This is a genomic window from Helicobacter japonicus (assembly GCF_000762845.2).
Lineage (GTDB): Bacteria > Campylobacterota > Campylobacteria > Campylobacterales > Helicobacteraceae > Helicobacter_C > Helicobacter_C japonicus.
Map to the genome: position 1 here is coordinate 17,146 of NZ_JRMQ02000007.1, position 13,905 is coordinate 31,050.

The following is a 13,905-nucleotide window of genomic DNA, read 5'->3' on the forward strand; positions in this document are numbered from 1 at the left end:
TTTATTGCTACTTGATATGCTCTTGTAAATCTTGTCCGCTATAATAAATATAATACGCCTTTTGCATCTCATAATTATTGAGTGCTTGATTATAGGTTGATTCAGCCTCAAATTTCTTTGTCAAAGATTGCAGATAATCCACAAAGTTTAGAATCTGTGCATCGTATTTTTTTGCCACATTTTCAAATGCAATAGTAGCTGAACGCAATGCCGCCTCTGAAGCCTTAATCTTTGCTACTGCAATTTCAAGACTTTTGCGATACATTCTTTCATCTTTTTTTTGCTCTTCTTTTTTATAAGCAAGTTCTTTAAGAGATTTTAAATAACCAAGCCTTGCAGATTCATATTGTCGATAGGTTGTAAGTGCGTCAAGATGAATAGTTGCATTAATCATAATTTGATTTTGATTGAGTGGAAATTGACGGCTCAAAAATGGAAGCATCTGGTCTAAACTACCCATAGAAGTATCTTTAAGGGTAATTGCTCCAGCCTTTTTAATATCACTATTCACCACATAAGTATCACTAATACTTACGATGGGCAAATAATTGATTTGTCTTGCTTGATATTTTGCACTTAGGGCTTGGAAATTGAGCATATTTAAATCGTGGCGATTTTCATCAAGTTTAAAAATTGGTGCTTTAATTTCCTTTCGTTCAAGCTCCTGCACCTCTGTATTTGCTAAAAGAGAAAGCATAAGCTTATTTCTTTCAATCTCCATATTGATATTTTCAATATCGTGTTGAGTAGCAAGCAATTCCGCACGCAGAGATTCTACATCATCAATAGTTGTAAGCCCTGAACTAAAAAGTCGCTCCACACGTCTAATATTAGATTCTAATTGAGTGCGCTTTTGGTCTAAACTTAAAAGCTGAGCACGATTTGTAAAATAACCATAATATTGCTCAATAACATTTAAAAAGAGTTGGTCTTTAGTATGCTCTCTATCCTCAATACTTGCACGATAAAGTGAGCCTTTTTCACGCACTTTATTGTAAGTTTTGAATCCGCTAAAAATTTCCCAATTTCCTTTTATACTTCCTGTATATGTTTTAAGACGCATACTTGGATTATCAGTATCTTGATATTGATAAGCTCCATCAAGTGTGGGTAAAAACTCACCATAAGCAGCTCTACTTGTCGCCTTAGCTTGCAAAATAGCTAAATCTTTAGCTTCAAGATTATAATTTTTCTTTGCGCCATCAAGAAGTTCCACAAGAGTAAAAACTCTACCAACAGATTGATTTGTAGATTCTTTATCCTGTGTTTCATTTTGCATCTCAATATTGTAATACTGATTTTGCATAGTGTATTCTTGGGCATTTAAAAGAGAGAAAAATCCTAGTAGAAGGACAATCCTTTTCATAAGCTATACTCCTTTATGGATTATAAAATAATATTTTTAGGGCGGTATTTTAACTCAACTTTGTAAATATATGTTGCATATGCAACTATTTTATATTAATTTACAACGCGTGAAGAATGAGTATAAATATTAAGTGTATCGCCACGAGCAAAACCAATAAGCGTAATGCCTAATAATTGTGCAGCTTCTATACCTAAATATGTTGTAGCAGAACGTGAAATAACTATAGGAATATCGCTCATTGCTGCTTTAATAACCATTTCCATTGATAAACGCCCACTTACAATAAGCACAGATTCACGCATATCAAGCGAAGAAAGCCTTGCTCTACCAATAACTTTATCAATAGCATTATGTCGCCCAACATCTTCACATATAAGTGTCTTCTCACATACAAGCATTGCTTTATGCACACAACCTGTTTGTGTAAAAAGCACACTTGGTTGATTAAATTCATCAAGGAGTTGAAAAATTTTTTGTAGAGTAATACGCATATTTGAAGCAATAAATTTTCGAGTAATTTCTCCATCAAAGTTTGCGCTCACCCCTACACAACAACCTGTTGTCAAAGTCTTTTCTTTGTGGAGATGATTTAATTTTTCCTCGTTAATACGAGCTTGCATATGCACACTTAAACCATCTTGTGCAACTTCAAGAGAGAGAATGTTATTTATACTTTCTAATACACCCTCATTCATCAAAAAGCCCACTAAATGGGCATCTTGATGATAGGGCAAACTCATTACAGAGAGGAGTTTTGTGTCATTAAGATAAAATGCAATGCGTTGCTCCTCGACAATATTGTCCTCACACACCTGAGACGAACCACTGCGAGAGAGTCTCGTCATACGCATTTGATGCACAAAATTGCTCAAATCTGCTCCTAATGTTTAACGCGCATAGAATCTAATTTACCTTGAGCCTTTAAATCCTTATAATAAAGACTATGGAGCATAGAAAGCTCTTCTTCACCCATTTTACCATTAAGGATAGATTCTATTGCACCTTCAATAGCAAAAACTGCCATATAAATATGAGTAATCAAAAGTGCAATGACCAAAAAGCCTACAAAATTATGCACAAGAGCCATAAGACGTAAAGTATCAATGCCTGCTGCTTGGAAAAACATAATGCCACCTGTAATAACCATTATGCCGCCACCAAGTGTCGCTACCCAAAACCACATCTTTTGACCTGCATTAAATTTATGAGCCGGAATCTCGCGATTAACCTTATCAAGATAACCGCCAAGCATCATCATCCACTTAATATCACAAGTTCTAAAAAGACAATCTTTGACCCACATTAAAAACATCAATGTGCCAAATACTGCAAAAAAGAGTGTAGCGAAACCATGCACATCACGCGCAAATCGTATAAGTGTGCCACCACCTAGTTTATCGCCAAAAACCATCATAAGCCCACTTAGGCAGAGCATTACAAAAGGCACAGCTGCACACCAATGCACAATAATATTGTATTTGGTAAAGACAATCAAAAAACTATTATGTGCATAGTGTCGCTTACCTACAAGCTTATAATGCCCATAAAATGCCATAGGCACAAAAATAACAATCAATAAGAAAATAAGAGCAAAATACTTCCCTTGCAAAATAGTAAAAAGCTCACCAAAACCAAAAGAATGGGGAGAATCTAAACCCCACCCCTTGATTGCAGCTACCTCTGGACCACCATAGAGGAGTGGATTTGCTCTATCACTTGGTGTAATGAGCGCATTATTACCACTAATGACTTCAGCATATTGCTTACCCCCTTCTTGTGGCACGCTTGGATTTGCACCAAAGGCAAGGGCGGAGCAAAAGGACAAAAGGGCGAAGATTCTAAAACATATCGCTTTCATAGAATCCTCCTAGTCATTATATGCCGTTTTCCACACATTAGGCACAGCGTGGGGGATATTTTCACCCCTTGTTTGCGCACGATGTGTAATGATATTTGAAACTTCCTCGCTGCTCCCTGCTAAGAGTGCTTTTGTAGAACACATACTCGCACACATTGGCACTTTACCTTCTGCGATTCTATTTTGCCCATAGAGATGATACTCTTCTTCACTATTTGTTTCTTCAGGACCACCCGCACAGAATGTGCATTTATCCATTGCACCACGTGAGCCAAATACATTAGATTTAGGGAATTGTGGCGCACCAAAAGGACAAGCATACAAACAATAACCACAACCTATGCAAGTTTTTTTATCGTGAAGCACGATTCCATCAGCACGGATATAGAAGCAATCCACAGGACATACTTGCGCACAAGGTGCATCAGAGCAGTGCATACAAGCAATAGAAACTGCACTCTCTTTACCAACAACACCTTCATTCAAAACAACAACGCGTCTGCGATTCACGCCAACAGGCAAATGATGTGCTTCTTTACAAGCTACATCGCAGCCGTGGCATTCAATGCAGCGATTTGTATCGCAATAAAACTTGATTCTTGAAAAATTTTCAAGATTAGTAGGAATTGCATTACTCATTTTTCACCTCCCTACGCTTTCTCAATGCGGCACAAGCCACATTTAGTTTCTGGACAAGCAGAGTTGTAATCAAAGCCATAACTTGCAATCATACACGCAGATTCACCAATCGCATAGGGCTTTGTGCCTTCTGGATATTTATCAAGTCTTGATACACCTTGATCCATTCCCGAGAAATTTTGTGGTAGCCAAATACTATTGTAATCCACGCGCAAAGAAATCTTCGCTGGGACTAAGATTCTCGTATCCATTGTGCCATATACCCATACCATATCACCATTTTTAATATTAAGCTCTGCCGCTTTATCAGGGTGAATCTCCATAAACATCTCACCCTCAACTTCGGCAAGATATTTTGCACTTCTTGTCTCTGCACCTGTCCCCATATGTGCCACAAGTCGCCCTGTGAGCATATTGATAGGAAATTCATCAACCCAATTTTTAGAATCCCCTAATTCTTTTTGACGCGAGCGATATTTAATATTTGCACGGAAATGATTTGGCTTATCAGGAAAATTAGGATATTTATCCACCAAATCTCCTCTCACAGAATGCAATGGTTCTCTATGTAATGGAATCTTATCATACCAATTCCACACATTTGCCCTTGCTTTGCCATTTCCATAAGGGCAAAGCCCCTCTTCTAGTGCTTTTTCTACTAAAATATTATTGCCAATTCCAAGCGCAAAGGTGCTTCCCTCAATCGCCGCCTTTTCTGAATCTGTGAGCTTAATGCCTAAAGATTCTGCATTTGCAGCTGTAATGGGTGCGTGTCCGCCAATATGTTTTGCATTCGGCAATGTTCTATTTGTGAGCATACTTTGTCCATCTGGATTTGTAACACCCCAATTCACGCGGAATCCCATACCTCCACGCATAACAGGAATAGTATCATTATACATTACAGGAGTTCCCGGGTGCTTATCACTCCAACAAGGCCAAGGCAATCCATAATAATCACCCTTAAACTCTCCTGTTCCCTCTAATGTAACCTTATCAAATTTATGCCAATTTTCTTGGTGCGCTTTTAATCTTTCTGGACTCATACCCTGCAAACCAATGCTACGAATACTTTGAGTAAGCTCTGTAGTCGCATCTTCAGGCCAAATAAATTGCTCTCGTCCTTTTGATTTTGCTATGTCATAAAGTCGCCATTGCAATTCTTTTAAGAACCCTAATCGTTCAGCCAAACCAAAGAGAAACTCCTCGTCAGGACGACATTCAAAGAGTGGTTCCATTACCTTAGAACGCCATTGATAACTACGATTTGTCGCTGCCACAGAACCACTTGTTTCCATTTGAGAAGCCGCTGGAAGCATAAAGAGATTATCACTTCTATCGCTATAAATAGCCAAATCATTGACATAAGGATCAACAAACACGACTAAATCAAGCTTATCCATTGCTTTTTTCTGCAAATCAAGCAAAGAAACAGTCGTCATACCCGAGCCAATCACCACAAGTGCGCGTAGTTTTGTGCCACCATTGTTTGCAGCATTTTCTTCATCTAAAACACCAAATTTCCAAGTTGAATGTGCAAAACCGGTCTTGCCCATCATCTCTTTATCTTTGAATCTTGAAACCATCCAATCATATTCAACACCCCAATGCTTACAGAAATGTCTCCAAGCAGGCTCACCAAGTCCATAATAACCTGGAAGTGAATCAGCTAGGTTATTCATATCACTTGCCCCTTGCACATTATCGTGCCCACGCAAGATATTTACACCTCCACCATTTTTGCCTATATTTCCTAAAAACATCTGCAATATTGGCATAATTCTTGTATTGCTTGTGCCAACCGTGTGTTGGGTTAGCCCTTGATTCCATATCAGGCTTGCAGGTTTTGCAGCCGCCATTTCTTCAGCAATATGTCGAATTTCATCAGCTGGGATTCCACACACATCGGCAGCCACCTCTGGTGGGAATTTTTTTGCTTCTTCCATAATTTTTTCATATCCATCTACTCTTTCTTTGAGAAACTGCTCATCATAGAGCTTTTTAGCAATGATATGATTCAAAAGCCCATAGGCAAAGGCAATGTCTGTCCCACTGCGGATTCTATGAAATTCATCACATTTTGCTGCAGTTTTTGTAAATCGTGGGTCAATACATACAAGTTTTGCCCCCTTTTCTTTTGCGCGTAAAATATGCACCATAGAAACAGGGTGATTTACTGCTGGATTCGCACCAATTACCAAAATATATTTAGAAAATTGCATATCGCCAAGATGATTTGTCATACCACCATACCCGAATGTATTCGCCACACCGGCGACTGTTGGGCTGTGTCAAACTCTAGCGCAATGGTCTATATTGTTTGTCCCAAAAAATGCTGCAAATTTGCGGATATAATAGCTTTGCTCATTAGAACATTTTGCACTTCCTAAAAACATTACCGCATCAGGTCCGCTTTCTTCTCTAATTTGCTTTAGTTGTGAAGCGATTTTATCCATCACATCATCATATTTATGGCGCACCCATTTGCCTCCCTCTTTCACAAGAGGATAGCGCAATCTTGTTTCACTTCTTGCTCTATCAATTAAATCTGCCCCTTTGCAGCAATGCCCACCTTGAGAGATAGGGTGGTCTTGTGCTACCTCTTGTCGCACCCACACACCATCAACCACTTCAGCAATTACGCCACAACCCACAGAACAATGGGTGCAGATTGTTTTAATCTTTTGTGATTTTGGATATCTTTCTTTTAGCTCTGCCTCACTTGCTTTTCTCACAACACTTTCTTTTTCATTTCCCAAAGCACTAGTTACACCAGCCACAGAAGCCAATGCAGAAAGCTTGAGAAATGAACGTCGAGCGTTGCGTCTATTGTTTGCCTCACTCATTTTTCACTCCTTATTTATTGTTATTTAGCAACTGAAAAATAACTTTGCCAATATTGTGTATCATCTCGATACAACACCTCTTGCTTTTTGCTCTTACCTTTAATGACTTCTTTTTGTGTGCGTTCTCCAGAACAACCTGCCAAACTAAGAGAGCCTATTGCAACCACAGCACCGCCTACCCCAGCAGTTTTCAAAAACTTACGCCGAGATTGATTGCTTTCTTGCACTTTAGCCATATAGCCTCCTTACTTTTGACTTTGGGATAAACCCATTTTGACTTTCTCGATTCTAGAAAAAGCCAAAATCAATTTACCTATAACACACGCTCTACATTTAAAAAACTCCGTAAAAGTGAAGCAATATGTGCATAATACATAAGTCCCTCCCTTTTTTGCAACACATCAGTTACAAAGTCTCCTAAGGGTATCACAAGTTCTTTTAAAATCTCCTTGCTTAATGCCCTATCATCACTATTTTCAGAAGAGACAAGATAACGCATAAGCAACAATAAAAATCCTAAATGCTCCTCACTTTCTTTACAAAATTTTGTATTAAGCCTAAAAGTGCTTTGTTTAATGAGTTTGCGTGCCTTGAGTAATGCCTCACCATTAAGGCAACCCTGTGTATAGTGCGATAAGTAAAGCATAACTTGAGGATTATTATAAAACACCTCGCCTTTTTTCCTGCGTTTTGGTGATTCACCCTCCTCTTTTGATGTGCTAAAGGGCAAAATAAAAGTTTGTGTGTATTCATCAATAATGCGCTTTAAACCATATTGCTTCATCTCATTTTCTAGCACCTCAAAATGCGCACTATCACTTTCCTCTAAAACATTTTCTTTCAAAATAAGAATCTGCTTTAAAATCACATCTTCTCGCACACAAAGCAACTCATACAAAAACAATCCCGCAAAAAAATCATAATATAATGCACGAGCACTTGCCAAAGATTCTAAAGTGTTATTTGCTTGTGTATTTTGTGTCATACAGATACTCCATTAAACATTACTTTCACCTTACAATCCGCGCAACATTCTAAACTTCTAAGTTTAGAAGAATCATAAGAAAAAGCAGGAGATAGAATATGTTTAATTTTCTCAATACTTTTGCGTGTGGCAAAAATTTTATTACATTCTACACACCTAAAAGGTTCATCAGAGGCGATAGAAGTATATTCAAAACTTTGTTGATTAAGATTCAAAGTGTGCGAAAAAAGCCCTAGCACATTTTCTGCACAACTTGCCACACAATAACCACAATCTGTGCAAAGTGAAGATTTATAGAGCAGTTCAAATGATGTTGAATTATTAATTAAAGCATTTGTATTACACGCTTCCACGCAGCTTAAACACAAGGTGCAATTTTTGGAATCTATACTTAAAAGTGCGCAATTATCAATCTTTACTTTGCCATATTCTTCTTGCTTTACCCAAAAACGCAGACGTTCAGAAAAAATATCTTTACTGCTTTCATTGCTTGTAGGCGTATAAACATAATGTGTTTGTGCAAGCGGTTGTAGCATATCTAAATCTTGCGAATCTGCAAAAATATGGATTGCTTTTTTTGCAAAAATGCGCTCATAAATAGTATTTAAAGATTCTATATCACTAGAAATATGCTCACCCAATGGGCGATAAAGCACAAGGGGCGCACTTGATTCTTGCAAAAGTGTAAGAAAGTAAGTGCCATTAAGCATATCAGGAACTTCTAGCACAAAAGGCAAAAATAAGGAATTATGTTCTTTGAGGGTGCGAAAGTCTTTGGCAAAATTTGGTGATTCAAAGTCTGCTTTTGCCACTATAAGCGGTATGCGTCCTTTATAAAGTCGTGCTTTGTGAGTAAAAGCCTCCAATCCATCACCTTCGCGTTGCAAACTGCCCGTAGGACATACGCTCACACATTTACCACAAGAAATACAATCAATGGGCGAAAGCTGTAATATTTTCAAAGAATCATCACTGCTTACGCCCATAGTAGGACATATATCAACACAGAAATGACACACGCTCTCTCCATTGGCTAAAGGGCGTCTTTCTTGATATTGACAATATTTTGGATTAAATACAATAGTATGGCTATAACTTTGCTCTCCACACAAGGCAAGCAACCCCTCAAGCATAGAATCTGCGCTATCATAAGTATCTGGCGTATGCACCCCTTTATAAGCAGGTAAATTTTGCAATGGTGCAAAGGACACGACTTGTGCGGTTTTTATAGATTCAATATCACCATTAGCATTTTTAAAAAAGAGGGTAAAATCGCCCAAATGCCCCTTAAGTCCCACAAAATCTTGAGGTAAAAGATGAGCTATTTCAAGCGTAAAGCTATGTTGTTTATCAATACAGAGGGTTAAAAATTCATCAGTTAGCTCTCCATAGCCTATCACCACACAATGTGGTGCAACTATGCTTAAAGCATCTTTACTCAAAGATGTAAAATCAAGCGTGAGTTCATCACATTCTTGTAAAATGCCTAATTCCTCATCATTTAAAAGCTGATTTAATATATTTTTCATCTTTGCCTTGCTTTGTTAAAATATCATAAAAAGATTCACAAAATTTATGTAATATACTCCACTTCGCCAAAATTATATAAATATTTTTTAACTCAAATATTTATATAATTTTAAATATATAGACTTTTGTAACATTCTAAATAAAGAAATAGAATTAATGTGTAAAACATTGAACCATTTGTAACCTCAAATATCTATGTATTTGAAGTTACATTATTGGGATTATAGGGAGCATTGGGGTTAGAATCTATCATACCCGCTTTAACATCAAAGCCTTTATTGCTAGAGTTGGGTAAGCCTATGGTGATTCCCGCTGTGTTGGGTTGGTTAGGATTGTTGGGATTCATAAGGTCATCTCCCAAGGGTAAGTAAAATTTTTTCATCTAAATTATAGTGATTAATACCTTGAGATTCTAAAGTTTTTTTGGTTTTTTGTTTAAAGATTTCAAGGAATTTATCTACATTTTCTGCTATTTTCTTGTCAAATAAAGGATAATAAAAATTACCTTTTATCTTTGCGTCAAACCAACCAAAAGGCAATTTTTGTTTTTTCATATCATAAAATATAAACACATAAAAAAGAGGAGGTCTAAATCTTACCACCAATCCATATTCTCCATAATGGAGATACATTGTCTTTTTGAAGAAAAACTGATAGGTTTGCACAATAAAATAATCATTATAGAGAACTATTTTACGTTGATTGTTGAAAATAACCTCATTCAGACAAAAAATAAATCCCCATATCATTAATATTGTAAATGGAAAAATAAGTATGGTAGCCCACTCTTTCTTGATAGCTTCAATCAACTCCATTAGAGAAGTCGTCATATATAAACTATATAATATACCAAAACTAAAAAGTATCACAATGATATTGATGAATTTGTGTAATATGCCCATTTTAGATTTTATCTCAAAGATAGGTTGTATATTGTTCATTGTCCTGTCCTCCCATACCTATTTAATACAAAATACACATCTGAATTAGTCATCTTAGAGCTGACATAAGCATTATGAAATTCTATAAAGCCATTTTAATCACTTTTAGCCCTATCTACAAAAGAATAAAAGCTTGGAGAATACACATAAATCTCTCTATTACTTAAAGCTTCTTTTTTATGATTAAAGCATTGGGCTTTGATGTGTATGGGGAGAGCATCTTTTGGAGTAGAGAGAGCAAGAGAAGAGTTTGTGGAATCTTTAGTGGAATGAGTAGGGTGAGAGAGATAATTAGGAAAAGTATGGAGAAGTGTATCTATATCTAGGGCATTGGAGTTTTTGTTTAAGAGAAGTTCTATAAGGGATTGGTAGTCTTTGGAGGATAAATTTCTTTGAGGATTGGCATAAGGGTGAGCAGGATTATATTCTTTTTCTCCACTTGAATGATTGCCTTGTATAATTAAATTATTCACATCAAATTCATCTACCCAAGAAGAAACTTTATTAATGATATGAGAAGTGAAATCTTGCAAAGATGAAACATTTTTTTCTATGAGCAATGCAATAGAAGCAGTTGTGCTATCAAATTCTGTTTTTATCTTTTCCCAAAGTTCTATGGATTTGTCTTTAAGGTAGAGATAAATCTTTGCAAGAATAGTATTAAGTAAAACACCTATTAATATAGATATAAATACTGCTAAAATCCCTTCTCCAGCAATTACTCCTACAATAACACTTATTGTGATTGCAACTCCTCCCAATATAATATTTTCTGTTGCATTTAAGTCGTCATTGTTAATATTAAGAGCCATACTTTTAGTTCCATCTTTTATATTTAACAACATTTTAACAGAGTTTCCCATACCTCTTGTTGCTATACTTGTTATAATAATGTCCATAGCATTTAACGCTTGAAATAAGTAATTTGTTAATTTTTCTTTATCAAGTATAGTATCTGTATCTATACTAGGGCAGAGTAGCTTCTTCTACCTTGTGCTGTTTGTCCATATCTGTATCTTGCAAACAAACTGCTTCATCTGTGTGTTTGTCAATAAAACAAGTTATTGAAATATCAAACTCTATTGCATTTTCTTTCATACTCTTTTCCTTTTTAAACCCAAAAGGCTCATTCTAGTGTGATGTATCATATCAAATCCGCTCTGCTCGTTGATTGTTTCTATAAGGAGTTTTTTATGAGTTAATCCAACTAGATTAAGTCCAACAAGATGATAACATAATATGAAATCTTTATGTTTTATAACATAAAAAAGCCCTGCAAAAATATTATGTCCTATTCCCAAACCTGAAGCAATGCCAATGTTTTGCATATCAATACATATATTGCCATAAAACCTGTATTGCAAAACAAGTTTGTCCTTATACACAAGGATTTTTCTTAATAAATATGGCTTACTCATTATAAAATAATAAAGTGGCAAAGCCAATATGCTTATATTTTGTGAAAAGTAGGCAAAAAGAATTAAAGATACACAAAAAAGAAAAGAAACTACTGCCCCATAGAGAAATAATATCCTCTGATACCATTTTTGTTGGTATGCACATTCACAGACAAACAATAACTTATCTTGTATGATAGGTTCTTGTCCAGCTTTATAAAATATAAACATATAGGCTAAAAGATATATACATATTATCATAAATATAAAATTTGCAAAATCCACACAATAGAGTTTAAAGAATAAACCAATTCCAAAAGCATTAAGAGTGGATTCTGCCGCTATAAAACATATCACAACCGCCAAAAATTGCACTACAATAAAAGAACGATTGTATATTCTTGCACATTTTGCATTCAAACTCGTTGTGCCTAATCCATTAAAAAGAAATGTGTTATAAGGAGCGTTAGCGTTCATTATTCCTCCCTCATTGCTCTATTTAATCCAAATTGACTTGCATAAGAGATGCTATCCACATTAAAGCCAAGTTTTTGATAAAGTGCTTCTTTGAGCTGTGTTTTGTTCTCCAATCTGCCTCGCATATCATTATCAATATTGCCTAAAATCTGATAAGTTTCAATCACTTTCTTTTTTTAATGGTTTTGCAAAATATAAATACCAAAGCCACAGACTAAAAATAACAAGAGACAAGTTTAAGCTAATTAATAACCCAACAAGATAAAATAAAATCAAAAATACAAGCATAAGATAGTCATAAGATTTTATATGTTTTCTGCAAATAAGTAAAGCTTTTGTTTCATCTGCTTTTACTTGAGTGTGTCCATTTTGATATAAAAGTATATTTACATATAATAAAATTGCACAATATAGTGCAAAACCAATATTTAAAAGTGTCAAAAAAATGAGAGAAAATGGATATTTAAAGCTATGAGTTAATCCTAAAATGCCTAAAACAAGAGGAGCATAATTTAAAATAATAAATATATAGCGATGAGTTATCCGTTCTTTTTGAGTGCCAAAACCATTAAGTAATAATGGGTCAAAGTGTTTCATAGAATCCTCGTGCTTGAAATAATACACTAGCTAAGATTCTGCCTTTAGTTCCAAGTCCTTTAGTTGATTCTTTGAGTGATTTATCTACCCCATATTTCTCTGCTAATGTTGCCATTGAAGCAAACATTGCACTTATTCCTGTCATTAGCGAATCAGTGGTATTACCTTGATATTCTAGCAAATTTGTCTTAGATTCTATAACTAAAGTTGAAGTATTATCCTTATTGATAATTTCTTTAGCTGTGATATTAGAATCTTGGTAAGTAAAGGGTTGGTTTGTAGATTCTATATCTCTTTGAGATTCTATGCTAGTTTTAGATTCTGTATTATCTTGTGTATTGAATGTTGTGGCATTTTTTAAAAACTCTTGACAATCAATATTACACATTATAACTTCTGCAAAGGAATACGATTATATGTATCTTTAGAATCATAAAGTTTAATATTATTATTTGGATTATAGGGAGCATTGGGGTTAGAATCTATCATACCAAAATCTACATTTGTTCCTTGTTGATTCCCAAATTTAAAAGTAAAGCCTAATTTGCCATTTTCATTATTATTATCTTGATTCACTTTTTGTCCTTACTACATATGAAATTGTTTTTCTAAATCATAGGGCAAAGAATTTGTATCTATACCTTGAGATTCTAAAGCTTCTTTGGTCTTTTTGATAAGAAAATCGTGCAAATAACATTGTTCGGTTATTTCGTTGTAGAGTTTGGGTGATACATAACCGTTCCAAAATGTTAAAAAAATATGACAATATGACTTTAATTGCCAAAAAGGCACATATTTACTTTTAATGTTTCCTAAAGGAAATATTGTAATCATACTAGGAGGACTCACAGGACATAATCCCGTAGATAGCAAAACAAGCCTAAATCCCACTTCCCCAAACTTAAAGAATCCCTTTTGCATTCTAAACCAATTCCTTCTCTCAAAGCCTATGCCTTGATTGGTAATGTAGATTCTGTTTTTGTGTGCGTAAAGAAGTTGAAAAAGACTTAAAAATACGAAGGGAATACCAAAAAGCATTAATGTTATAAAAAACACAATATCTATTCTCTCTAATACAAAATCCTCAATACCTGCATATACTATTATAATTCCAAACAAAAACATTGTTCCAAATACCAAAGAATCCCACCAACTTAAATTATGCCTTATCTCATACAGAATCTCCTCTCCAAATTCATCATATCTTATATCTTGCTTTTTATTCATATTCTTACTCCATTTTTATATGACAATCTTTGCAGAAGC

General features: G+C 35.2%; 18 protein-coding genes. All 18 read right to left on the reverse strand.

Going from position 1 to position 13,905, the window contains the following annotated elements:
- Positions 1-7: 7 nt before the first annotated feature.
- The 18 genes from LS65_RS05860 to LS65_RS05925 all read right to left on the reverse strand — a co-directional run bounded on the left by LS65_RS05860 (position 8) and on the right by LS65_RS05925 (position 13,866).
- Positions 8-1,366 carry a TolC family protein gene (locus tag LS65_RS05860; RefSeq protein WP_034360904.1) on the reverse strand — a complete coding sequence of 453 codons (1,359 nt, stop codon included), beginning with the start codon at positions 1,364-1,366 and terminating at the stop codon, positions 8-10.
- Between the two features lie 95 nt (positions 1,367-1,461).
- Complete coding sequence (fdhD, locus tag LS65_RS05865; RefSeq protein WP_094777054.1) at positions 1,462-2,241, reverse strand: formate dehydrogenase accessory sulfurtransferase FdhD; 780 nt, start codon at positions 2,239-2,241, stop codon at positions 1,462-1,464.
- 8 nt (positions 2,242-2,249) lie between these two features.
- Entirely contained in the window at positions 2,250-3,227 is a 978-nt protein-coding gene (locus LS65_RS05870) for a formate dehydrogenase subunit gamma (RefSeq protein ID WP_034360902.1), read from the reverse strand.
- 9 nt (positions 3,228-3,236) lie between these two features.
- Complete coding sequence (fdh3B, locus tag LS65_RS05875; protein WP_034360900.1) at positions 3,237-3,866, reverse strand: formate dehydrogenase FDH3 subunit beta; 630 nt, start codon at positions 3,864-3,866, stop codon at positions 3,237-3,239.
- An 11-nt stretch (positions 3,867-3,877) separates the two neighbouring features.
- Positions 3,878-6,712: a molybdopterin-dependent oxidoreductase gene (locus LS65_RS05880; protein WP_138129791.1), complete on the reverse strand. Its 2,835-nt coding sequence runs from the start codon at positions 6,710-6,712 to the stop codon at positions 3,878-3,880.
- Between the two features lie 20 nt (positions 6,713-6,732).
- Positions 6,733-6,948, reverse strand: a complete 216-nt coding sequence (locus LS65_RS05885; RefSeq protein ID WP_034360894.1) for a twin-arginine translocation signal domain-containing protein — start codon at positions 6,946-6,948, stop codon at positions 6,733-6,735.
- A 77-nt stretch (positions 6,949-7,025) separates the two neighbouring features.
- Positions 7,026-7,697 carry a TorD/DmsD family molecular chaperone gene (locus LS65_RS05890; protein ID WP_034360892.1) on the reverse strand — a complete coding sequence of 224 codons (672 nt, stop codon included), beginning with the start codon at positions 7,695-7,697 and terminating at the stop codon, positions 7,026-7,028.
- Positions 7,694-9,226, reverse strand: a complete 1,533-nt coding sequence (locus tag LS65_RS05895) for a 4Fe-4S dicluster domain-containing protein (RefSeq protein ID WP_034360890.1) — start codon at positions 9,224-9,226, stop codon at positions 7,694-7,696. The genes LS65_RS05890 and LS65_RS05895 overlap by 4 nt, the downstream gene beginning before the upstream one ends.
- Before the next feature lie 194 nt (positions 9,227-9,420).
- On the reverse strand, positions 9,421-9,573 hold the full coding sequence (locus LS65_RS09935) for a hypothetical protein (RefSeq protein WP_162549574.1): 153 nt from the start codon (positions 9,571-9,573) through the stop codon (positions 9,421-9,423).
- Between the two features lie 4 nt (positions 9,574-9,577).
- Positions 9,578-10,168 (reverse strand): hypothetical protein, encoded by a 591-nt coding sequence (locus tag LS65_RS05900; RefSeq protein ID WP_034363202.1) that lies wholly within the window; start codon positions 10,166-10,168, stop codon positions 9,578-9,580.
- Positions 10,169-10,263: 95 nt separating this feature from the next.
- A complete protein-coding gene (locus LS65_RS10170) occupies positions 10,264-10,980 on the reverse strand; it encodes a hypothetical protein (protein WP_236096659.1) in 717 nt (238 codons plus the stop codon).
- Between the two features lie 154 nt (positions 10,981-11,134).
- The gene (locus tag LS65_RS10370; RefSeq protein WP_268903704.1) at positions 11,135-11,266 is read right to left on the reverse strand and encodes a hypothetical protein; all 132 of its coding nucleotides are present in this window, start codon (positions 11,264-11,266) and stop codon (positions 11,135-11,137) included.
- Positions 11,263-12,042, reverse strand: a complete 780-nt coding sequence (locus LS65_RS05910) for a hypothetical protein (RefSeq protein ID WP_034363208.1) — start codon at positions 12,040-12,042, stop codon at positions 11,263-11,265. The genes LS65_RS10370 and LS65_RS05910 overlap by 4 nt, the downstream gene beginning before the upstream one ends.
- On the reverse strand, positions 12,042-12,209 hold the full coding sequence (locus tag LS65_RS09785) for a hypothetical protein (protein WP_161976257.1): 168 nt from the start codon (positions 12,207-12,209) through the stop codon (positions 12,042-12,044). Before LS65_RS09785 ends, LS65_RS05910 begins: the two co-directional genes overlap by 1 nt.
- The gene (locus tag LS65_RS05915) at positions 12,202-12,639 is read right to left on the reverse strand and encodes a hypothetical protein (protein WP_034363210.1); all 438 of its coding nucleotides are present in this window, start codon (positions 12,637-12,639) and stop codon (positions 12,202-12,204) included. Before LS65_RS05915 ends, LS65_RS09785 begins: the two co-directional genes overlap by 8 nt.
- On the reverse strand, positions 12,626-13,027 hold the full coding sequence (locus LS65_RS05920) for a hypothetical protein (protein ID WP_236096660.1): 402 nt from the start codon (positions 13,025-13,027) through the stop codon (positions 12,626-12,628). The genes LS65_RS05915 and LS65_RS05920 overlap by 14 nt, the downstream gene beginning before the upstream one ends.
- On the reverse strand, positions 13,027-13,215 hold the full coding sequence (locus tag LS65_RS10175) for a hypothetical protein (RefSeq protein WP_236096661.1): 189 nt from the start codon (positions 13,213-13,215) through the stop codon (positions 13,027-13,029). Before LS65_RS10175 ends, LS65_RS05920 begins: the two co-directional genes overlap by 1 nt.
- Positions 13,216-13,227: 12 nt before the next feature.
- A complete protein-coding gene (locus LS65_RS05925) occupies positions 13,228-13,866 on the reverse strand; it encodes a hypothetical protein (RefSeq protein ID WP_052061003.1) in 639 nt (212 codons plus the stop codon).
- Between the last annotated feature and the right edge of the window lie 39 nt (positions 13,867-13,905).

Excerpts from the sequence above, each read along its gene's own strand:
- LS65_RS05925 (WP_052061003.1), bottom strand. The coding sequence starts at position 13,866 with ATGAATAAAAAGCAAGATATAAGATATGATGAATTTGGAGAGGAGATT.
- LS65_RS05885 (WP_034360894.1), bottom strand. The coding sequence starts at position 6,948 with ATGGCTAAAGTGCAAGAAAGCAATCAATCTCGGCGTAAGTTTTTGAAA.
- LS65_RS09935 (WP_162549574.1), bottom strand. The coding sequence starts at position 9,573 with ATGAATCCCAACAATCCTAACCAACCCAACACAGCGGGAATCACCATA.
- LS65_RS05900 (WP_034363202.1), bottom strand. The coding sequence starts at position 10,168 with ATGAACAATATACAACCTATCTTTGAGATAAAATCTAAAATGGGCATA.
- LS65_RS05870 (WP_034360902.1), bottom strand. The coding sequence starts at position 3,227 with ATGAAAGCGATATGTTTTAGAATCTTCGCCCTTTTGTCCTTTTGCTCC.
- LS65_RS05890 (WP_034360892.1), bottom strand. The coding sequence starts at position 7,697 with ATGACACAAAATACACAAGCAAATAACACTTTAGAATCTTTGGCAAGT.
- LS65_RS05915 (WP_034363210.1), bottom strand. The coding sequence starts at position 12,639 with ATGAAACACTTTGACCCATTATTACTTAATGGTTTTGGCACTCAAAAA.
- LS65_RS10370 (WP_268903704.1), bottom strand. The coding sequence starts at position 11,266 with ATGAAAGAAAATGCAATAGAGTTTGATATTTCAATAACTTGTTTTATT.
- LS65_RS05895 (WP_034360890.1), bottom strand. The coding sequence starts at position 9,226 with ATGAAAAATATATTAAATCAGCTTTTAAATGATGAGGAATTAGGCATT.
- LS65_RS10170 (WP_236096659.1), bottom strand. The coding sequence starts at position 10,980 with ATGGCTCTTAATATTAACAATGACGACTTAAATGCAACAGAAAATATT.
- fdh3B (WP_034360900.1), bottom strand. The coding sequence starts at position 3,866 with ATGAGTAATGCAATTCCTACTAATCTTGAAAATTTTTCAAGAATCAAG.
- LS65_RS05920 (WP_236096660.1), bottom strand. The coding sequence starts at position 13,027 with ATGTGTAATATTGATTGTCAAGAGTTTTTAAAAAATGCCACAACATTC.
- LS65_RS05910 (WP_034363208.1), bottom strand. The coding sequence starts at position 12,042 with ATGAACGCTAACGCTCCTTATAACACATTTCTTTTTAATGGATTAGGC.
- LS65_RS05860 (WP_034360904.1), bottom strand. The coding sequence starts at position 1,366 with ATGAAAAGGATTGTCCTTCTACTAGGATTTTTCTCTCTTTTAAATGCC.